Source organism: Streptomyces sp. NPDC002004 (assembly GCF_053593975.1).
Genome location: NZ_JBSFDP010000002.1, coordinates 380,174 through 400,709, shown reverse-complemented (window position 1 = coordinate 400,709; position 20,536 = coordinate 380,174). Strand labels below are relative to the sequence as shown.

Below are 20,536 nucleotides of genomic sequence, written 5' to 3'. Positions count from 1 at the left end.
CAGCCCGTGACCCCGGGGCACGCCTACTCCTTGAGCAACCGCCCCCTGCGCGACAGCAGGAACCGTTTGAACGCCGCCACCGGCGGTGTGTCCGGCCGCCCTTCGAGCCATGCCACACCGATCTCGCGCACCGCACGCGGCGCGGTGACCGTGAGCTCCACGACGCCCGGCCTCGGCACGGCGGGCGGCGGCAGCAGCGCGACCCCGAGCCCCGCCGCGACGAGTCCCCGCAGGGTCTCGGCCTCCTCCCCCTCGAAGGCGACGCGGGGCCGGAAGCCCGCCTCACGGCACACGTCGTCGGTGATCCGCCGCAGCCCGTACCCCGGCTCCAGTGTCACGAACACCTCCTCCGCCGCCTCGGCGAGCCGGATGCGGCGACGGCCCGCGAGCCGGTGGTCGTCGGGCACGACGAGCCGCAGCCGCTGCTCGTCGAGCCGCCGCGCGACCAGATCGGGCGCATCCGGGATCGGCGAGGTGAGGCAGAGATCCAGTTCGCCCGCGCGGAGCCCTTCGAGCATGGCCTCGCCGTAGTTCTGCACGAGGCTGAAGCGGATGCGGGGGTGATCGGCGCGGAAGGCCCGGATCAGCTCCGGCACCGTCTCGGAGCCCATGGTGTGCAGAAAGCCGAACGCGACCTTGCCGGAGGCCGGGTCGGCGTCCGCGCGGACCGCCTCGGCGGCGCGCTCCACCTCACCGAGGGCGCGCTCGACGGAGGCCAGGAAGGTGCGCCCGGCCGGGGTCAGCGACACGGTGCGGCCGCGGCGGGCGAACAGGTCGACGCCCAGGTCCCGTTCGAGACGTACGAGGGCGCGGGAGAGGGTCGACTGGGGCACGCCCATCTCCTGGGCGGCCCGGGTGACGTGCTCGGTGCGGGCGACGCCGGCGAAGTGCGCGAGGCGCGGGGCAAGCAGCGTCACGATGTCTTCTGTGTCACCGGACGGTGACAGCCGCGGCTGTGACCTCTGCTCATGCACCATGGGAACGATTATGCCGAGTCCGTGCATTGGACGCATGAAAACGGGGCCCGTACGTTCGAGACATGCCTGCTGCCAGTACCACGGCGTCCACCAGCGTGGACGCCGAATCCGCCGCCTTTGCCCCCGCATCTTCCTCCGCCTCCTCGGCCCCCTCGGCCTCCTCGGCCGCCGGTTCGCGGCTGACGCCCGGCGGTCCCGGCTACCGCCGGATGTCCTTCGCCCTCTTCCTCGCGGGGGTCGCCACCTTCGCGCTCCTCTACTCGACGCAGGCGCTGCTTCCGCTGATCTCCTCCGGCTTCGGGGTGTCGGCGAGCGAGGCGAGCTGGACGGTCTCGGCGGCGACCGGTGCACTGGCGCTGTGCGTCCTGCCGCTGAGCGCGCTGTCGGAGCGGTACGGGCGGCGGACCATGATGACGGCGTCGCTGGCGGTCGCCGTGGGCGTGGGGCTGCTGGTGCCGTTCGCGCCGTCGATCGGGGTGCTGGTCGCGCTGCGTGCGGTGCAGGGTGCGGCGCTGGCGGGCCTGCCGGCCTCCGCGATGGCCTACCTCGCCGAGGAGGTGCGGCCGAAGGCGCTGATCGCCGCGATCGGCCTGTTCGTCGCGGGCAACAGCATCGGCGGCATGAGCGGCCGGGTGATCACCGGTTGGGTCGCCCAGGAGTGGGGCTGGCGGGCCGCCGTCGGCACGGTCGGCGTGATCGCCGTGGTGTGCGCGGTGATGTTCCGGGTCCTGCTGCCGGCGCCGCGCAACTTCACCCCCGGCACGCTGAACCCGCGCGCCCTGGCCCGCACGGTCCGCGGTCATCTGTCGAACCCGCTGCTGTGCCGCCTGTACGGGATCGGCGCACTGTTCATGACGGTCTTCGGCGCGGTCTACACCGTGATCGGCTACCGCCTGACCGAGGCCCCGTTCTCCCTTCCGCAGGGCATCGTCGGCTCGATCTTCCTGGTCTACCTGGTCGGCACGGTGTCGTCGGCGGCGGCCGGCCGTCTGGTGGCCCGGCTGGGCCGCCGCGGCGCCCTGTACCTGGCGGGCGGCACGACGTCGGCGGGCCTTCTGCTCACGCTCACCGACCGGCTTCCCCTGGTGCTGCTCGGCCTGGTCCTGATCACCGCGGGCTTCTTCGCGGGCCACGCGGTCGCCTCGTCGTCCGTCAGCCACACGGCCACCCACGGCCGCGCCCAGGCTTCGGCCCTCTACCAGTCCGCCTACTACCTCGGCTCCAGCGCGGGCAGCGCGCTCGGCGCGGTCGCCTTCCACGCGCGGGGCTGGGCCGGCACGGTCTCCCTCGGCCTCCTCGCCGTGGTCGGTGTCGTGGCGATCACCCTGTACGGGACGCGCGCGGCGCGGGCCGGGCGGAGTGCGCCTGCCGCGGCGGCGGTACGGGGCTGACCACTCCCCCGGGCGCGCCGAAGCAGCGGGCCGCGGACCCGGCGCATGCACCGCGGCCGGGGCCCGGCGCAGCGGGTCCTGCCCCGGCGCGGGAGACAACGGTCCGTGCACGGAGCACCGGCATCTGCTCGTCTCCGTGAAGCAACCGGTCCGACCTGGGCGTTTCACGGCTCCGCAGGACGTTGTCGGTGGGCTGCGGTAGCTTCCCAAGTGCTGGATACCTGACGGCGCGCAGGGGTGGGTTGGCCATGAGTGACAGCACGGTGACGAAGACGGACCTGGACGTCCGGCTGGAGCAGTACCGGGTCGAACTGACCGGGTACTGCTACCGGATGCTCGGCTCGTCCTTCGAGGCGGAGGACGCGGTGCAGGACACCCTCGTCCGCGCCTGGAAGAGCTACGACAGGTTCGAGGGCCGGTCGAGTCTGCGGTCCTGGCTGTACCGGATCGCGACCAATGTGTGCCTGGACATGCTCAACGCCGGGAACCGGCGCGCCCGTCCCATGGACCTGACCGCATCGACACCGCTCGCCCAGGCAGCGCTCAGCCCGCGCCCCGACAACACCTGGCTGGAGCCCATGCCGGACGGGCGGGTGCTGCCGGAGATCACCGACCCGGCCGAGGCGGCGGTGGCGCGCGAGTCCGTGCGGCTGGCGTTCGTCGCCGCGCTGCAGCACCTGCCGCCGAAGCAGCGCGCGGTGCTGGTGCTGCGCGAGGTGCTCGCGTGGAAGGCGAGCGAGGTCGCCGAGCTGCTCGAGACCACCGTCGCCTCCGTGAACAGCGCCCTCCAGCGGGCCCGCGCGACCCTCGCCGAGCACGCGGGGCAGGAGTCCGACACCGCCGATCCCCTGGACGAGGAGCAGCGCAGGCTCCTGGACCGCTATGTGGCGGCCTTCCAGGGGTACGACATGGCGGCGCTCACCGCACTGCTGCGCGAGGACGCGGTGATGACGATGCCGCCGTTCGACCTGTGGCTGCGCGGCACGGACGACATCACCGGCTTCATGACGACGATCGGCCAGGGGTGCGCGAACTCCCGGCTGCTGGCGACCGTGGCGAACGGCGCGCCGGCGTTCGCGCACTACAAGCCCGACCCGGACGGTCCGGGCTATGTGCCGTGGTCGATCCAGGTCCTGGATATCTCAGATGGCCGGATCGCGGGACTGCACTTCTTCCTGGACACCGGGCGCTGGTTCCCGCTCTTCGGCTTCCCCGAGCAGCTCGACGGCGAGCCCGAGCAGTCCGAGCAGCGCGCGTAGCCCGGGTCCCGCGCGTTCGACGGCCAGCGGGCGCCCGGCCCGGAGCGCGGTCAGCCGCAGCCGGGCCAGGGCGTCCACCACCGTGAGATCGGCGTCCACCTGGCCGACGTCGCACACGGCCGCTGCGGCACCCGCCGCGTAGAGCGCCGTCAACTGCGCACACAGGCGCGGCACATCGTCCCGGCCGAGCCCGGCCGGGACGACGAGCCGCGCCGGGTCGGCGGTGCCCGGGGCGGTGTCCATGTACGGAAGACGGCGACCGGGCCCGGAACTCATCGGTGCCCGCGGGCCCTACACGGCCCCGAGCCCCGGGAGGGGCGACGCGGCACCCGCCGCGGCGGGTGCCGTACCCGCGTGGCGGCGCTGCGGAGCCACCACGAGCGTCGGCCCGGGCGCGGTGCCGAAAGCACCCCGCCCGGGCCGCAGGCCGCCGGTGCCCCGCCGACGGCAGGGCACCACCGGAACGTCAGGCGATCCGGTCCAGAACGATCGGCTTCGGCTCGAACACCGTGCCCGCCGCGGACACGTCGTACGCGCCCTCCATCGCCTCCAGCGCGTACGCGAACCGCTCGGGGGTGTCGGTGTGCAGCGTGAGCAGCGGCTGCCCCGCGGTGACCGAGTCGCCCGGCTTCGCGTGCAGTTCGATACCGGCGCCGGCCTGCACCGGGTCCTCCTTGCGGGCGCGGCCCGCGCCGAGGCGCCAGGCGGCAACGCCGATGTCGTACGCGTCGAGCCGGGTCAGGACGCCGGAGGACGGCGCGGTCACGACGTGCTGCTCACGGGCGACCGGCAGCTCGGCGTCGGGGTCGCCGCCCTGCGCGGCGATCATGCGGCGCCACACGTCCATGGCGGAGCCGTCGGCGAGCGCCTTCGCCGGGTCGGCGTCCTTGACACCGGCCGCGTCGAGCATCTCGCGGGCCAGCGCCAGCGTCAGCTCGACGACGTCCGCGGGGCCGCCGCCGGCCAGGACCTCCACCGACTCGCGGACCTCGAGGGCGTTGCCGGCCGTGAGGCCGAGCGGCGTCGACATGTCGGTGAGCAGGGCCACCGTCTTCACACCGTGGTCGGTGCCGAGTCCCACCATCGTCGAGGCGAGCTCGCGCGCGTCCTCGACGGTCTTCATGAAGGCGCCCGTGCCGACCTTGACGTCGAGGATCAGGGAGCCCGTGCCCTCGGCGATCTTCTTCGACATGATCGAGGAGGCGATCAGCGGGATGGCCTCGACGGTGCCGGTGACGTCGCGCAGGGCGTAGAGCTTCTTGTCGGCGGGGGCCAGGCCGTCGCCTGCGGCGCAGATCACCGAGCCGGTGGTGTCGAGGACGTGCAGCATCTCCTCGTTGGAGAGCAGCGCGCGCCAGCCGGGGATCGACTCCAGCTTGTCGAGGGTGCCGCCGGTGTGGCCGAGGCCGCGGCCCGAGAGCTGCGGGACGGCCGCGCCGCAGGCGGCGACCAGCGGGGCGAGCGGCAGCGTGATCTTGTCGCCGACGCCGCCCGTGGAGTGCTTGTCGGCGGTCGGCCGGGACAGCGACGAGAAGTCCATGCGCTCCCCGGACGCGATCATCGCGGCGGTCCAGCGGGCGATCTCACGGCGGTTCATGCCGTTCAGCAGGATCGCCATGGCCAGCGACGACATCTGCTCGTCGGCGACTACGCCGCGGGTGTAGGCGTCGATGACCCAGTCGATCTGCTCGTCGCTGAGCTCACCGCGGTCCCGCTTGGTGCGGATGACGGAGATGGCGTCCATGGCATTCCTTCCGGCACGTTCCGTACGTACGCCGCAGGTCGGTGACGTACGTCAAGTACACGCGACTCTACGCGCATAGAGGCTGGGTGTGGGTGCGGCCCCCACACCGTGGTGCGGGGGCCGCGGGTGCTACTTCAGATGGTCGGGGCCGAAGGCCTGCGGAAGCATCTCCGACATGGGCACGACGCCCGCCGGGGTCTCCAGCAGCAGCTCCGGGCCGCCGAATTCGTGCAGCAACTGGCGACAGCGCCCGCAGGGCACCAGCACCGCGCCGTCGCCGTCGACGCACACGAAGTGCGTCAGCCGGCCGCCGCCGCCGAGCTGCAGCGCGGAGACCAGGCCGCACTCGGCGCACAGCCCGAGGCCGTACGAGGCGTTCTCCACGTTGCAGCCCGTGACGACGCGGCCGTCGTCGACGAGCGCGGCGGCGCCGACCGGGTAGCCCGAGTACGGGGCGTACGCCCGGGACATCGCGTCCCGGGCCGCCGCACGCAGCGCCGCCCAGTCGGCCGAAGTCCCGGCGGAGGTCACTTGCCCTGTCCCTTGCGGTAGCGCATACCGTCAGCCTTGGGCATCCGCAGGCGCTGCGCCGACAGGGACAGCACCAGCAGGGTGACGATGTACGGGGTCGCGCCGACGAAGTCGCTCGGGACGTCGTCCGTGAGCAGGTACCAGACGAGGATCAGCACGGCCGTGACCGCGCTGAACGCGGCCTGCCACAGCGCCTTGCGGTACAGCTTCCACAGCGAGAGCAGCACCAGCAGGACGAACAGCAGGAGCAGCAGCGCGTGCACCGTCTCGCCGCCGTTGCGCAGCTGGAGCGCGTCGGAGAAGCCGAACAGGCCGGCGCCGACCGCGACCCCGCCGGGCCGCCAGTTGCCGAAGATCATCGCCGCGAGGCCGATGTAACCGCGGCCACCGGTCTGGCCCTCCAGGTACGTGTGCGAGGTGACCAGCGCCAGGAACGCACCACCGAGACCGGCGAGGCCGCCCGAGACGGCGACGGCGGCGTACTTGTACGAGTACACGTTGACGCCGAGGGACTCCGCCGCGATCGGGTTCTCACCGCAGGAGCGCAGCCGCAGGCCGAACGACGTGCGCCACAGGATCCACCAGCTGCCGACGAACAGGACCACGGCGAGGATCGTCACCACGGACACGTCGGTGACCAGGCCGCCGAGGATGCCGGCCAGGTCGGAGACGAAGAACCAGTGGTGCTTCTCGATCGACTTCAGCCCGCTGGACAGGCCGGGGATGGTGACGCTGGGAAGGCTGTCGACCGGCGGGGACTGCTTGGGGTTGCCGCCCTTGGCCGAGGCCGTGCCCTCGGAGAAGAAGATCTTGGCGAGGTACTGGGTGGCGCCCAGCGCCAGCAGGTTGACGGCCACACCGGAGACGATGTGGTCGACGCCGAAGGTGATCGTGGCGACCGCGTGCACCAGGCCGCCTATGACACCAAAGCCGATGCCGCACAGCAGGCCGAGCCAGGGGTTGGTCTGCCAGCCGATCCAGCCGGCACCGAAGGTGCCGAGGATCATCATGCCTTCGAGGCCGATGTTGACCACACCGGAGCGCTCGGACCACAGACCGGCGAGGCCGGCGAGCGCGATCGGCACGGCGAGGCCGACCGCGGCGCTGATCTGGCCCTCGGAGGTGAGCTGGTCGGCTCCGGTCGCGACACGGACGGCCGCGACCAGGAGCAGGGCGCCCGCGATCATCAGCGTGATCTGCGCGGGCGAGTGACGCCGCCGCTTGAGCGGCGAGGCGCCGGCCGCCTTGGGCGCCGCGGGGGGCGGCGTCTCGGTCATCGTGGCAGTCACTTCGCCACCTCCTGGTTCTCGGACGAGGCGGCGGCTGCCTGGGCGGCGAGCTCCGCACCGACGCGCTGCTGCTGGCGCTTGAGGCCGTAGCGGCGCACGACCTCGTAGGCGATGACGACGCACAGGACGATGACGCCCTGGATGACGCCGAGGATCTCCTTGTCGTACCCCTGGAACTCCAGGTGGTTGGTGGTGCGCTCCAGGAAGCCCCAGAGCAGCGCGCCCAGCGCGATGCCGACCGGGCTGTTGCGGCCGAGCAGCGCGATGGCGATGCCGGTGAAGCCGATACCGGCAGGGAAGTCGTTGCCGAACTGGTGGCTGTCGTTGAGCAGGGTCGGCATGCCGACCAGACCGGCCACGGCACCGGAGATGATCATGCTGGTGGCGATCATGCGCTTGACGCTGACGCCGCTCGCGGCGGCGGCCGACTCGGACTGACCGACCGTGCGCAGGTCGAAGCCGAAGCGGGTACGGCCGAGCACGAACCAGTACGCGACACCGACGAGCGCGGCGATCACGATGAAGCCCCACAGCACACCGGCCGGGCCGGCGTCGATGCTGAAGAACCACGAGCTCTCGGGCAGCGGCTTCGTGGAGACGAGGGTGCCGCCCTGCTGGAGCTCGCCGAGACGGCCGGGCTGGAGCAGGTAGGCGATGATCGCGGTGGCGATCGCGTTCAGCATGATCGTCGAGATGACCTCGCTGACGCCGCGGGTCACCTTCAGGACACCGGCGATGGCGGCCCACAGGGCACCGACGACCATCGCGCAGATGATGATCAGCGGAATGGAGATGAAGCCCGGCAGGGTCAGCGCGCCGCCGAGCACCGCCGCGAAGAACGCGGCGAGCCGGTACTGGCCGTCGACACCGATGTTGAACAGGTTCATCCGGAAGCCGATGGCCACCGCGACGCCGGACAGGTAGTAGGTCGTCGCCTTGTTGAGGATGTAGACCTGGCTGTCGCTGGCCGAGCCGTACGTCAGCATGTCGCTGAACGCGGCGAACGGGTCCTTGCCGGTCGCCATGATCACCAGCATGGTGACGATGAGGGCCGCGACGATCGCCAGCAGCGGCGCCGCGATACCGAGGAGCAGCCGCTCCTTGTCGATCCGTGAGGTCAGCTTCTTCATTCGGCTTCGTCCTCCGAACGCTCCGAGTCCGTCGGGTGCTCCAGGTGGCCGGTGGCCGCACCCGTCATGGCGGAGCCCAGCTCCTCCGGTGTGATGGTCGCGGGGTCGGCGTCGGCGACCAGGCGGCCGCGGTACATGACCCGCAGGGTGTCGGACAGGCCGATCAGCTCGTCCAGGTCGGCGGAGATCAGCAGCACCGCCAGGCCCTCGCGGCGGGCCTCGCGGATCTGGTCCCAGATCTGCGCCTGCGCGCCGACGTCCACGCCGCGCGTGGGGTGGGCGGCGATCAGGAGCTTGGGGTCGTGGCTCATCTCGCGGCCGACGATCAGCTTCTGCTGGTTGCCGCCGGACAGGGAGGCGGCGGTCACGTCGATGCCGGGGGTGCGGACGTCGTACTCGCGGACGATCCGCTCGGTGTCCGTGCGCGCGGCCTTGGTGTCGAGGAGTCCGCCCCTGGAGTTGGGCCGCTCGGTGACGTGACCGAGGATGCGGTTCTCCCACAGCGGTGCTTCGAGCAGCAGGCCGTGGCGGTGGCGGTCCTCGGGGATGTAGCCGATGCCGCCCTCACGGCGCTTGCGCGTGGGCGTGTGCGAGATGTTGTCCGTGTCGAGCACGACGAGACCGCCGTCGGGGTCACGGATGCCCATGATCGCCTCGACGAGCTCGGACTGGCCGTTGCCCTCCACGCCGGCGATGCCGAGGACCTCGCCCTTGTGGATGGTGAAGGTGATGTCGTCGAGGATGACCCGCTCGACGCCGTCGAGGTCGGTCTGCGTCAGGCGCAGTCCGTCGACCTTGAGCATCGGGACGTCCGTGACGGTGGACTCCTCGGTCTCCGGCGACGGCAGCTCGCTGCCGACCATCAGCTCGGCGAGCTGCTTGGAGGTGGTCGTCCTGGGGTCGGCGGTGCCGACGGTGGTGCCGCGCCGTATGACGGTGATCTCGTCGGCGACGGAGAGCACCTCGCCGAGCTTGTGCGAGATGAAGATGACCGTGAGGCCCTCGGACTTGAGCTCGCGCAGGTTGTCGAAGAGCGCGTCGACCTCCTGCGGCACGAGGACGGCGGTCGGCTCGTCGAGGATCAGCGTGCGGGCGCCGCGGTAGAGGACCTTGAGGATCTCCACGCGCTGGCGGTCGGCGACGCCGAGTTCCTCCATGAGAACGTCGGGCCGCACGTTCAGGCCGTACGCGTCGGAGATCTCCTTGATCTTCTTGCGCGCCTTGGCGCCGATGCCGAACAGCTTCTCCGCGCCGAGGACCACGTTCTCGAGGACCGTGAGGTTGTCGGCCAGCATGAAGTGCTGGTGCACCATGCCGATGCCGCGCTCGATCGCGTCGGAGGGGCTCTGGAAGGTGACCTGTTCGCCGTCGACGGTGATGGTGCCCTCGTCCGGCTTCTGCATGCCGTAGAGGATCTTCATCAGGGTCGACTTGCCGGCACCGTTCTCACCGCAGAGGGCATGGACGGTGCCCTTGCGGACGGTGATGTCGATGTCGCGGTTGGCGACGACACCGGGGAAACGCTTGGTGATGCCGCGCAGTTCGACGGCAGCGGGAGGGCTGGACGCGTTGATGGCGCACTCTCCTCGGGGGAAAGGGACTTCGGGGGAGGGCGGGCGTCGGCGACGCTAGCGCGGCAACTCCTAGCTACACGCGTAGAGTTGACACATTGTTATGGCTCGGTGGGAGGGGCGGTGGGTCGCCCCCCTCACCGAGCCGAGGTCCGCCGGGACCGTGAGGTCACGGAAGGGCTGGTGCCTCCCGTGACCGACGGGTCACGGGGTCGTCTTGACCTTGATCTTGCCGTCGACGATCTTCTGCTGGGCGGCGTCCAGCTGCTTCTTGATGTCGTCGATGTTGCCACCGCTGGTGGCGAGGGAGACACCCTTCTTCGCCAGCGAGTAGCTGTTGGTGCCGGTCAGCGGCTTGCCGTCGTGGACGGACTTGATGAGGTCGTACACACCGACGTCGACGTTCTTGACGACGGAGGTCAGGATCGACTTCTTGTACTTGGCCAGACCCGGGATGTTGTACTGGTCCGAGTCGACGCCGACGGCCCAGGCACCCTTCTGCCCGTGGACGGCCTCGATCGCGCCGTTGCCGGAGGAGCCGGCCGCGGAGTAGATGACGTCCGCGCCCTTGTCGAGCATGCCCTGCGCGGCTTCCTTGCCCTTGTCGGGGCTGGCGAAGCCGGAGGTGTCGGAGCCGTGGCTCAGGTACTGGACGTCGACCTTGATCTTCGGGTTGGTGTCCTTGACGCCCTGGACGTAGCCCGCCTCGAACTTCTTGATCAGCGGAACGTCCACGCCACCGATGAACCCGACGTGGTCCTTCTTGGTCTTCAGGGCGGCGGCGACGCCGGCCAGGTAGGAGCCCTGCTCCTCGGTGAAGACGATGCTGTCGGTGTTCTTGGTGTTCACCACGGAGTCGACGATGCCGAAGGTGGTCTTCGGGTACTTCGCCGCGACCTTGGTCATCGAGTTGGCGTAGGCGTAGCCGACACCGATGACGGGGTTGAAGCCCGCGTCCGCGAGGTCGGACAGACGCTGCTCGCGGTCGGCCTCGGTGTCCGAGGTCTTGGCGGTGAGCTCCTTGGTGGAGCCGCCGAACTCGGACTTGGCCTTGTCGGCACCGCGCGCGGCGGAGTCGTTGAACGAGTGGTCACCACGGCCGCCGACATCGAAGGCGAGACCGATCTTCACGCCCTTGCCGCCACCGGCGGAGGACGAAGCGTTGGACTCGTTCTCATTCGAAGTGCTGCCGCACGCGGTGGCGGTGAGCGCGAGAGCCGCGGTCGTCAGACACGCGGCGGAGATCTTGGCTACCCGGCGCAAGGGAGGCTCCTAATCAACCTGACCTGGGGCGCCTGTGCGGCGCTTGTTTCGCGGCATCGTAACGCGCGTAGATGCCCGATACAGCCCCCTTCAGAAGCCGTTATCGATTTGACGCGAACAGCTCTTGAACGCCTGCATGGCACAGGGTTACGCCGCACGGGGGCGGGTGCTGACGGAGGGACAGCGATCACTCACTCGACGGGGTCGCCGGGCCACTTCCGCAACGGTGTTGAGCAATGACGGCGCCACGCGGAGCGGCCCGCACAGCGCGGTGCGCGGGCCGTTCGCCCCGGGGGCGGGGCCTGGTCCCGATGGCGTGAATCGTGCGCTCGGGCGTGGCGACTCCGGCGGTCCGGGACGGCGTCGGCCCTGCCCGCCCGGAGGCACCCGTCCTACGGTCGGGCGGCGTCGAGGAGGGCGGCGGCCGTGAACATCTCGACGCCCACGGTGATCGCGGACTCGTCGGCGTCGAAGTCGCCCTGGTGCAGATCGCGGACGATGCGGTCGCCGGGCTTGCGCACCCCGAGCCGGGCCATCGCGCCGGGCACGTGCTCCAGGTACCAGGAGAAGTCCTCGCCGCCCAGGCTCTGCACGGTGTCCTCGACGGACTCGACCCCCCGGCGGACGGTCATCGCGTCGCGGAGCAGTTCGGTCACGGCCAGGTCGTTGACGACCGGGGGCACGCCCCGGACGTAGTTGATCTCGGTCTTGGCCCGGTAGAGCCCGGCGATCTCGTCGATCGCGGCGTGCACCAGGTCGGGCGCCTGCCGCCAGGCCTCCAGGTCGAGGCAGCGCACGGTCCCGGCGAGCTCGGCGTGCTGCGGGATCACGTTGCAGGCGTGCCCCGACTCGATGCGACCCCAGGTGACGGAGAGTCCCGAGCGGGCGTCGATACGGCGCGCGACGAGCGGGGGCACCTCGGTGGCGACGCGGGCGACGGCAGTGACGAGGTCCGTGGTCAGGTGCGGGCGGGCGGTGTGCCCGCCGGGTCCGTCGAGCGAGACCTCCAGCCGGTCGCAGGCAGACGTGATCGCACCGACCCGCAGTCCGATCCGACCGGCGTCGACGCGCGGGTCGCAGTGCACGCCGATGATCCGTCCGACGCCCTTCAGCACGCCGGACGCGATCGCGTCGGTGGCGCCGCCGGGCAGCACCTCCTCGGCCGGCTGGAAGATCAGCCGGACCGGCCGCGGCAGCGCTCCCTGCCGTTCGAGCTCCGCGAGGGCGAGCCCCGCGCCGAGCACGACGGTGGTGTGCACGTCGTGGCCGCAGGCATGGGCGCGGTCCGGCACGGTCGACCGGTAGGCGCAGTCCAGCTTGGTGTCCGGGATGGGCAGCGCGTCGATGTCGGCGCGCAGCGCCAGCATGGGCCGCCCGCCGTCGTACGTACCGATGTCGCATACGAGCCCCGTGCCGGTGTCGAGCACCCGGGGGGCGAGCCCCGCCCGCTCCAGCCGTGCCTTCAGCGCGGCGGTCGTGCGGAACTCCTGGTTGCCGAGCTCGGGGTGCATGTGCATGTCGCGCCGGAACGCGATCAGCTCGTCACGCAGCTCCGCGGTCAGCAGACCCGGGAGCAGCGGGCTCCCGGCGCCACCGGGGCCCCCGAATTCGCCGGGCAGGCCGCCCTCCCCGGGCAGCTCTCCCTCACCGGGCAGGTCGGCATCAGCATCGCGGGACATCAATTGGTTCACCCTTTGAAGGGTAGGCCGACACGGGGGCCAACTGTCGTGCGATCAAGAAAACTTCAGCCGGATTGACGTAAGAAATCTGGCGTCTGTCCGCATGGCGAGACCACGGAAGGGGTAGGCATGTTATTTACCCCTGTTCCGGGCGCCGCACGCCTTCGCCGCGGGCACGTCCGGCCATGCGGTGTGATTCGCCCCACTTCGCCTGGCGTTCCGCCGGGCCGCCGCCCTGCCCGTCGGCATTCGGGTGGTTCCCCCTGCCCCGGCGCCCGCGCATCCGGGCTGCCCGGGACCTCCGGGCCCCGGTCCCCGGGGAACCCGCACCTCCGGCGCGATCGAGGGATCGAAGCCTTCCACTCTTCGAACGTCAGACCGACGAACGTATGCGTCTCAGTCCTCGCCGACCTGGATCAGGACCACGAACCGTTCGCCGTCGGTCCCGGCGACGAAGGTGTCCATCGTGCAGCCGGTGACCGTGTCGAAGGTGCATCCGTCCCTGTTGGACCACCAGATCGCCGCCGACCCGAGCAGCTCGACCACCCGAAGGGCGAGATCGTCGGCCTCGGCGCCGTCCATCAACGGCATGTCCCACAGCAGGCTGCGCGAGGCCGTGTCCGCCATCAGGACGGCAGCCTGTGCGTCGTCCTTCAACATGAAGGATCCCTCGACCTGTTGGACGGTCGTGCGGCTCTCCGCGCACTCGTGCCAGTGGTCCCGCCACAGCCGGCGCACCAGGGTGTGCACCTCCGCCGCCACGGCGGCCTTGAGCCCCGCTGCGCCGTCGGTCGGGCGCAGCGCTCCGGTGCGTGCGTACACGTGCGGCCGGTGCGACAGCCGCTTCAGCCGGGCGGCGAGCTCGTCACTCCGTCCTCGTGTCACCCCACACCGCCTCCAGATCCTGGCAACGAACCGTGATGCGCGCGTCGGTCAGCTCGATCTCGTGCACGCAACCGCCGTCCTCGTCGGGAAGGATCTCGTCGAGGAGCACCGTGTCGACACGCATCCAGTCGATGGAGTGCTCGTAGTCGATGGAGAAGTGCCGTACACCCGAATAGCTGATGCGCAGCCCGTGGTCGTGCTTGAACGCGTTGGGCGCGAACTCCAGGATCAGCCCGCCGCTCTTGTCGGTGGCAAGGTGGATCCCGGCCAGCTCCAGATCCTTCACACAGCGCGTGGCGCCCGCGATGTCGTAGTGCCCGGGGTCGGAGACGAAGGACCATGCTCCGGCCGGCAAGTGACCGCGAAGCTGGGGTAGTTCGGCCAGATAGGCTCTCGGGTCCAGATAGAACCCACCGGATTCCCAGGACGTCCTGACGAACTTCATGCGCGCCCGCCGGACGACCGGTGCGAGTGGGCGGTGCGGCGGTCCGGACCATCGGTACCGAGGCCGAACGTTTCGGTCCGCTCCCTGACGTCAGGGTTCTGCAAGGGGTCCATCGGGTTCTCCTGGTGAGGCGTAAGGGGGGCACACGGCGTGCTCCTTCGCGGTGGCCGTATGCGCATGGCTTCCGAGTCGCTCAGCTCCGGGTCAAGTCCCGCTCCCCCACCGTCTGTCCGCCACTCTCCTCGCCCGTCGTGCGGAAGCCGAGACGCAGGTAGAAGGCTTCGGGGCCGTCCGGGCCCGGGTGCCAGGTGAGCGTCATGCGGGTGCCGCCGCGGCGGCGGATCTCGGCGGCTACCGACTCGACCGCGAACCGGCCGTAGCCGCGGCCCTGTTCACCGGCGGCGATGTTCAGGCGCCAGAGGCCGGAGCGGACGTCGGTTCCGCTGCCGTCCCCGCACCAGTCGATGTCGAAGAAGGCCATCAGGAAACCGACGGGCCGGTCGCCGTCGAGGATGAGACGGGGCCAGGCGGTCGCGCCGTACGCGTACGCCTCGGCCAGGGACTTCACGACCGGCGCCACCACGTGCTCCTGGTCGGGGCGGACACGTATGCCCAGCGCGGTGTCGACGTTGTCGGGAGTGATCTCGGCGAGGCGGAGTGTGCTCGTCATACCGAAACCGTAAGGCCGTGGATCAAGTGGTTTTTGTGTCCCGCCCAGGGCGACCCCGGCGACCCCGGCGACCCCAGCGACCCCAGCGACAACAAACCCTCGCACCCATTCCTCGCGCACCCGTTGCGCCGTCCGGCCGCGGTGGCCACATCCGCCCTCCTGGCCGGCGGAGTCCTGATGCCGGCGGGCGCCGCCTTCGCGGCTCCGGCGCTGGGGTCCGTGGTCACCAGTGACCACAAGGACCACAAGGACGACAAGGGCAAGGGCGACAAGGGACGTCACAAGGACGACAGCGACCACGGGCGCTACGGCGACGACGACTACTGCAGCTCCGGCAACGCCGAGGGCGGCAAAGGAACGGGGGGGCGACGCCCAGGTCCGCGAGGCTCCGGGCGGCACCGGCGGTCGTGGTCGGGCGGGCTGCGGTGGCCGCGGCACCAACGGCAAGGACGGACCCGCCTGTCCGGACGATCCGAAGCGCCCCGAGCCGGGCAAGGACAGCACGGGCAGCGGCCCCTCCGCCCCGGAGAGCCCGCCGCCCCCGCCACCGCCCGACGTCGTGGTCAAGTGAGCGGCGGCACTAGGCCACACCCACCGCCACGGAAGCCAGCCGGTGCACGTCCCGCGCCGTGCCCGTCACGCCGGACAGGAAGCCCTGGGCGCGCGGCGAGGCGTTCTCCGTGAGCCAGGACGGGTCGATGTCGCAGACGGCGACGCGCACTTCGGTGCCCACGAGGGCGAGCGGCAGGGTGTGCACGACCGTCGACGGGAAGCTCAGGATCGTACGGCCGATCGGGCCCCGGCGGGCGATGAGCTCCAGGGGGAGGTCGGGGCGTACGACCTGGAGGCCGGTCTCGGCCGCCAGGCGGTGGAGTTTCTCCGCGCTTTCGCGCCGGTGGGCGAAGTAGCGGGTCGCACCGTGGGTGCGGGCGAGGGAGCGGACCGCTTCCAGGTAGCGGTCGGGGTCCACCACCCCCGTCTCGACCAGCGACGTACCCACCAGGTCCGCGCCCTTCGTCAGGCGCGGCGGGCCGAAGCGGGCCCGGGTCCAGGCGAAGTCGTTGGCCGTGACGCGGACGCCGTCGGGGGTCCGGTCGATCGGCATGGACGAGAAGACCTCGACGGTGCGGCGGTCGTTCGGGGTGAGGCGGCGGCGGGCCGAGGCCGAGACCGGCGCGAAGACCAGGTCGCGGGCGCCGGGGCGGCCGCCGCGGCGGTGCCAGCGCACCAGACGCTCGCCCTGGGCCAGTTGGGAGACGAACTCCATCGTCGCCGTGCCGTCGTCGACGACGACCAGGTCACGGGCGCGCGTGATGGTCAGGAGCAGCTGTACGTAGCGCGAGAACGGATCGCCGATGACGATCCGGCGCGCCTTGCGGAGGAGCGGGGTCAGACCGCCGATCGTGTGGAAGGGGGCCGTGGGGCCGCCCCTCGCCTCCTCCCAGCGCACCCGGTGGCCCTCGTCCCGGGCGAGTTCGGCCATACGGCGCAGCTGGCCGCGGGTCATGGGGTCGGTGGGCGACAGCACCACCAGGGTCAGACTGAGGGGTTCTGCGGAGTCGTCCCCGGCCGGGCCGGTTTCCTCGGACACCGCCGTCGCCATCTCGCGCCGCTTCTGTGGTGGCACGGCGTCGGAGAGCTGCCTGCGCGCGGCGGGCGCGGTGGCCCTGGGCGCCTGGGTGTGCGCCCACTCCAGCACGTTGAGGAGCTGGACGGGGCTCTCGACGAAGGCGAGCGTGGAGGTGGGGCCACTCGGCCCGACGCGGGGACTCATGGTCGTACGACCGTTGCCTTTCCGGCAGTTGGGGTCGGCCCGGGCCCGGCTTCCGGAGCCGGGGTTCGGTGCGGTCCGGAAGCCGGATCCGGAGCGGACCGGAACCGGGCCCGGTGCGGGGCCGGGACCGGGTCCGGTGCGGGTGTCCGGTGCGGACCCGGGCCCGAGGCGGGCTCGCGGTCCGGGTCCTGCGCGGGTGTTTCCGGGATCAGACCGCGGCGGGCTCGCGGTCCGCGGCCTCCGCCTCGGTCTCGGCGATGACGCCCGCGACGCGGCGGAGCTTCTTCATCGGGCCGAGCTCGGACTCGTAGACCTTCTTGACGCCGTCACCGAGGGAGGCCTCGATGGTGCGGATGTCGCGGACCAGGCGCTGCAGGCCCTGCGGCTCGACGGACGCCGCCTGGTCGGAGCCCCACATGGCCCGGTCGAGGGTGATGTGGCGCTCGACGAAGGTCGCCCCGAGCGCGACCGCGGCGAGGGTGGTCTGCAGACCGGTCTCGTGGCCGGAGTAGCCGATCGGGACGTTCGGGTACTCGGCCTGGAGGGTGTTGATGACGCGCAGGTTGAGCTCCTCCGCCTTCGCCGGGTAGGTCGACGTGGCGTGGCAGAGCAGGATGTTGTCCGAGCCGAGGACCTCGACCGCGTGGCGGATCTGCTTCGGGGTGGACATGCCCGTGGAGAGGATGACCGTGCGGCCGGTGGCGCGCAGGGCGCGCAGCAGCTCGTCGTCCGTCAGCGAGGCGGAGGCGACCTTGTGGGCCGGCAGGTCGAACTTCTCCAGGAAGGCCACGGCCTCGGTGTCCCACGGGGAGGCGAACCAGTCGATGCCGCGCTTCTTGCAGTGCTCGTCGATGGCGCGGTACTCGTCCTCGCCGAACTCCACACGGTGGCGGTAGTCGATGTACGTCATGCGGCCCCAGGGGGTGTCGCGCTCGATGTCCCACTGGTCGCGCGGGGTGCAGATCTCCGGAGTGCGCTTCTGGAACTTGACCGCGTCGCAGCCGGCGTCGGCGGCCACGTCGATCAGCGCGAACGCGTTCTCCAGGTCACCGTTGTGGTTGATGCCGATCTCACCGGTGATGTACACGGGCCGGCCCGGACCGGCGGTCTTGGAACCGAAGGTGCGCAGACGGGAGTTGGGGGTCATGACAGGGGGATTCCTTACTTGTCGAGGGAGTCGAGAGAAGGGCCGAGGATCCAGCTGGCGATCTCTCGGATCGCGCCGTCGCCACCCGGGGTGGTGGTGACCGCGCGTGCGGCGCCGCGCACGACGTCGTGGGCGTTGGCGACCGCCACGGGCCAGCCGGCGAGGGCGAAGCACGGGAGGTCGTTGACGTCGTTGCCGACGTAGAGCACGCGCTCAGGCGCGATGCCCTGCTCCTCGCACCACTGCTTCAGTGCGAGGTCCTTGCGGTCGATGCCGTGGAGGACCGGGATCTTGAGCTTCCTGGCCCGGGCGGCGACCACCGGGTTCTGTTCCGTGGACAGGATCAGCATCGTCAGGCCCGCCTTGCGCAGGGCCGCGATGCCGAGGCCGTCCCCGCGGTGCACGGAGACGAACTCCCGTCCGTCGGAGTCGATCAGCACCCTGTCGTCGGTCTGGGTGCCGTCGAAGTCGAGTACGACCGCGTCGATGTCGTCGCGGGCGGGGAGCGCGTCGGGCCGGCCCGCGTCGAAGAGGGGGGCCAGCGCGCGGGCGCGGGCCAGGTCGTGCGGGTCGTCGATCTCCAGGACCCGCGCGGGGTCGGTGCGCACGAGTTCGGTGTGCCCGAAGAAGCGGTGCTTCTCGGTGCGGAACCCGGCGGCGTCCATGGCGTACGCGGCGCCGGTCTCCAGCAGGTCCTGCGGCCGGTCCTGGCGGCGCGGGCGGAAGGACTTGTCGTGGTTGACGCCGTAGCCGCCGGTTGTCCTGACGACCGTGGCGGCTGCGCCGCCCATGGTGTCGGAGGTGCGCTGGGCGCCGATCGCGGCGGTGCCGCCGTCGTCGGCGGCGTCGCGCCAGACGAAGCCGTGGAAGGGCGCGACGGTCACCGCGGTGTCCGCGCCGTTCTCCACCACCGCTGCGGCGACCGCGTCGACGTCCTCGCGGATCACGAACGGACTGGTGCACTGGACGAGCAGGACGACGTCGACGGAGACGCCGTGCTGGGCCTCGTGGGCGTCCATGGCGTGCAGTACGGCGGCCTCGCTGGTCGCCGTGTCGCCGGCGATGGCGGCGGGGCGCAGGACCACCTCGGCGCCGGCCGCGCGGGCGGCCGCGGCGATGGCGGCGTCGTCCGTGGAGACGACGACGTCCGTGACCAGCCGGGTCGCACGGCACTCGCGGACGGCGCGGGCCACGAGGGGCACACCGCCGACGGGGGCGAGGTTCTTGGCGGGTACGCCCTTGGAGCCGCCGCGTGCGGGGATCACGGCGAGGACACGGCGCACCGGCGCCGCTGTGCCCGCTTCCGGGTTGGTCATGGACGGGTCTCCTTGGAAGAAATCGGTGTGCCGGGTCGTCACAGCTCGCCCATGCGCCGGATGACCGGTGCGACGCGCTGCACGCCGTGGCGGTAGGCGCCGCGGGCCGCGCGGCGCACGATCTGCCGTACAGGGCCCGGCTCCTTGTCGGCGCCGGGTGCACCGGGCAGCGGGGCGCCGTCGGGGTCCAGGTGGTGGCGGGCGAGGATGCCGGGCAGATAGCCGGAGGCGGTGGCGCGCGTGTAGTACGGGGCGAGCGGCTGCAGTTCGGGCCGGGCGAGCAGCTTGGCGACGCGCTCGCGCGCGGCGTCGAAGAACGTCTCGTACGTCCCGTCGGACGCGACGCCCTGCCGGGCCACCCACTCCGGGTCGGGCTGCGGGGCGTGCCCCGTGTCCAGGGCGTCCCAGGACGCGAGGCACCCGGAGCCGATGAAGTGGTGGTTGCCGAGCGCCTCGCGTACCCCGAGGTCGGTGAGGACGGCCGTCGGGATGCGCCGGTGCAGGGACTCCAGCGCGGCGGTCGAGGAGACCGTGACGAGCAGGTCGGTGCGGTCCAGGACCTCGCCCATGTGTCCGTAGACGAGGCGGAAGTTGGCCGGCAGGCCGCCCTCGATCCGCTGGGCCAGCTTCTGGTACGGCAGTTCCTCGATGTGGGTGGTGTGCTCACCCGGCTTGCTGCGCAGCTTCAGCAGCACCTCGCGGGCGGGGTGCAGCCGGGCGTGCCGGACGAGCCGGTCCAGCAGGTAGGTGCGGTCCGCGCGGCTCTCCGGGACGGAGGGCTGGGCGGCGAAGACGACCGTGTAGGGGTCGTGCGGCTCGTCCTTGTCGTAGGGGGCGCCGCCGAGGAACGGCAGCGCGGTCTCCACGACCGACGAGGCGTCGGCGCCCACTCCTTCGTACACGGCGCGGAACCGCTCCGCGTCCTGGCGGGAGTTGGCGAGGACGAGGTCCGCCCCGTGCCGCAGCAGCAGGCCGTCGGCGAGCTTCTCGTAGACGACGCCGACATAGCCGGTGACGACGACGGGACGCCTGGTGCGGCCCTGCCAGGCCTGGGCGAGGCCGTGCAGCATCGCCTGGACGGCACCGCCGACGAGGGCCAGTACGACGACGTCGTACGGCTCCCGGTCGCTGTCGGACACGTCCCTCAGGAATTCGACGGCGGTGACCTCCTTGAGGGAGGCCGCACGCACGCCCACTTCCTTCAGCTGGCGGGCGGTGGGGGTCGCCCGGCCGCGCAGCAGAAAGCCGTCGAGCACTATGTCCGATTCGATGCGGTTCGCGGTGAGCGCGCCCCATTTCCATCGAGTATCGGAGTCCGCCAGGACGGCGATCCGCAGGGACTTCGTGGTACTTGCTGGCACGTCGACGACGCTAGGAAGGCATTCCGAGCCACGGCCCAACCTGAATGCAACAAACGGTTAACAGCACGTCGACGAATGGCGAATCGGCCCCCGAAACCCTGGAG

The 20,536-nt window shown here is 71.4% G+C and carries 18 protein-coding genes; 2 read left to right on the top strand and 16 right to left on the bottom strand.

Annotated features, from left to right (window positions below; translation table 11 throughout):
- Positions 1-23: 23 nt before the first annotated feature.
- Entirely contained in the window at positions 24-977 is a 954-nt protein-coding gene (locus ACWCP6_RS04795; RefSeq protein ID WP_450930878.1) for a LysR substrate-binding domain-containing protein, read from the bottom strand.
- Between the two features lie 62 nt (positions 978-1,039).
- On the opposite strand from ACWCP6_RS04795, the gene ACWCP6_RS04790 reads away from it, so the two are divergent.
- Positions 1,040-2,368 (top strand): MFS transporter, encoded by a 1,329-nt coding sequence (locus tag ACWCP6_RS04790; RefSeq protein ID WP_450930877.1) that lies wholly within the window; start codon positions 1,040-1,042, stop codon positions 2,366-2,368.
- Positions 2,369-2,616: 248 nt separating this feature from the next.
- Positions 2,617-3,627, top strand: a complete 1,011-nt coding sequence (locus tag ACWCP6_RS04785) for a sigma-70 family RNA polymerase sigma factor (RefSeq protein ID WP_450930876.1) — start codon at positions 2,617-2,619, stop codon at positions 3,625-3,627.
- Here ACWCP6_RS04785 and ACWCP6_RS04780 read toward each other — a convergent pair.
- The 15 genes from ACWCP6_RS04780 to ACWCP6_RS04710 all read right to left on the bottom strand — a co-directional run bounded on the left by ACWCP6_RS04780 (position 3,511) and on the right by ACWCP6_RS04710 (position 20,432).
- The gene (locus ACWCP6_RS04780; RefSeq protein ID WP_450930875.1) at positions 3,511-3,870 is read right to left on the bottom strand and encodes an STAS domain-containing protein; all 360 of its coding nucleotides are present in this window, start codon (positions 3,868-3,870) and stop codon (positions 3,511-3,513) included. The genes ACWCP6_RS04785 and ACWCP6_RS04780 overlap by 117 nt on opposite strands.
- A 223-nt stretch (positions 3,871-4,093) precedes the next feature.
- Complete coding sequence (locus tag ACWCP6_RS04775) at positions 4,094-5,371, bottom strand: thymidine phosphorylase (RefSeq protein WP_450930874.1); 1,278 nt, start codon at positions 5,369-5,371, stop codon at positions 4,094-4,096.
- A 129-nt stretch (positions 5,372-5,500) separates the two neighbouring features.
- Positions 5,501-5,902, bottom strand: coding sequence for a cytidine deaminase (locus ACWCP6_RS04770; protein ID WP_450930873.1), 402 nt, complete (start codon positions 5,900-5,902; stop codon positions 5,501-5,503).
- Entirely contained in the window at positions 5,899-7,191 is a 1,293-nt protein-coding gene (locus tag ACWCP6_RS04765; RefSeq protein ID WP_450930872.1) for an ABC transporter permease, read from the bottom strand. Before ACWCP6_RS04765 ends, ACWCP6_RS04770 begins: the two co-directional genes overlap by 4 nt.
- Entirely contained in the window at positions 7,188-8,321 is a 1,134-nt protein-coding gene (locus ACWCP6_RS04760) for an ABC transporter permease (RefSeq protein WP_450930871.1), read from the bottom strand. Before ACWCP6_RS04760 ends, ACWCP6_RS04765 begins: the two co-directional genes overlap by 4 nt.
- Positions 8,318-9,895: an ABC transporter ATP-binding protein gene (locus tag ACWCP6_RS04755; RefSeq protein WP_450931107.1), complete on the bottom strand. Its 1,578-nt coding sequence runs from the start codon at positions 9,893-9,895 to the stop codon at positions 8,318-8,320. Before ACWCP6_RS04755 ends, ACWCP6_RS04760 begins: the two co-directional genes overlap by 4 nt.
- A 201-nt stretch (positions 9,896-10,096) precedes the next feature.
- Positions 10,097-11,155, bottom strand: coding sequence for a BMP family lipoprotein (locus ACWCP6_RS04750; RefSeq protein ID WP_450930870.1), 1,059 nt, complete (start codon positions 11,153-11,155; stop codon positions 10,097-10,099).
- Positions 11,156-11,547: 392 nt separating this feature from the next.
- On the bottom strand, positions 11,548-12,834 hold the full coding sequence (locus ACWCP6_RS04745; RefSeq protein ID WP_450931106.1) for an amidohydrolase: 1,287 nt from the start codon (positions 12,832-12,834) through the stop codon (positions 11,548-11,550).
- 396 nt (positions 12,835-13,230) lie between these two features.
- Positions 13,231-13,719, bottom strand: a complete 489-nt coding sequence (locus ACWCP6_RS04740; protein ID WP_450930869.1) for a hypothetical protein — start codon at positions 13,717-13,719, stop codon at positions 13,231-13,233.
- Positions 13,700-14,164 carry a hypothetical protein gene (locus ACWCP6_RS04735; RefSeq protein WP_450930868.1) on the bottom strand — a complete coding sequence of 155 codons (465 nt, stop codon included), beginning with the start codon at positions 14,162-14,164 and terminating at the stop codon, positions 13,700-13,702. Before ACWCP6_RS04735 ends, ACWCP6_RS04740 begins: the two co-directional genes overlap by 20 nt.
- A 193-nt stretch (positions 14,165-14,357) precedes the next feature.
- The gene (locus ACWCP6_RS04730; protein WP_450930867.1) at positions 14,358-14,834 is read right to left on the bottom strand and encodes a GNAT family N-acetyltransferase; all 477 of its coding nucleotides are present in this window, start codon (positions 14,832-14,834) and stop codon (positions 14,358-14,360) included.
- 580 nt (positions 14,835-15,414) lie between these two features.
- Complete coding sequence (locus tag ACWCP6_RS04725) at positions 15,415-16,608, bottom strand: hypothetical protein (RefSeq protein ID WP_450930866.1); 1,194 nt, start codon at positions 16,606-16,608, stop codon at positions 15,415-15,417.
- 208 nt (positions 16,609-16,816) lie between these two features.
- The gene (locus ACWCP6_RS04720) at positions 16,817-17,755 is read right to left on the bottom strand and encodes an N-acetylneuraminate synthase family protein (protein WP_450930865.1); all 939 of its coding nucleotides are present in this window, start codon (positions 17,753-17,755) and stop codon (positions 16,817-16,819) included.
- A 14-nt stretch (positions 17,756-17,769) separates the two neighbouring features.
- A complete protein-coding gene (locus tag ACWCP6_RS04715) occupies positions 17,770-19,071 on the bottom strand; it encodes a cytidylyltransferase domain-containing protein (protein WP_450930864.1) in 1,302 nt (433 codons plus the stop codon).
- A 38-nt stretch (positions 19,072-19,109) separates the two neighbouring features.
- Complete coding sequence (locus tag ACWCP6_RS04710) at positions 19,110-20,432, bottom strand: DUF6716 putative glycosyltransferase (RefSeq protein ID WP_450930863.1); 1,323 nt, start codon at positions 20,430-20,432, stop codon at positions 19,110-19,112.
- Positions 20,433-20,536 lie beyond the last annotated feature (104 nt).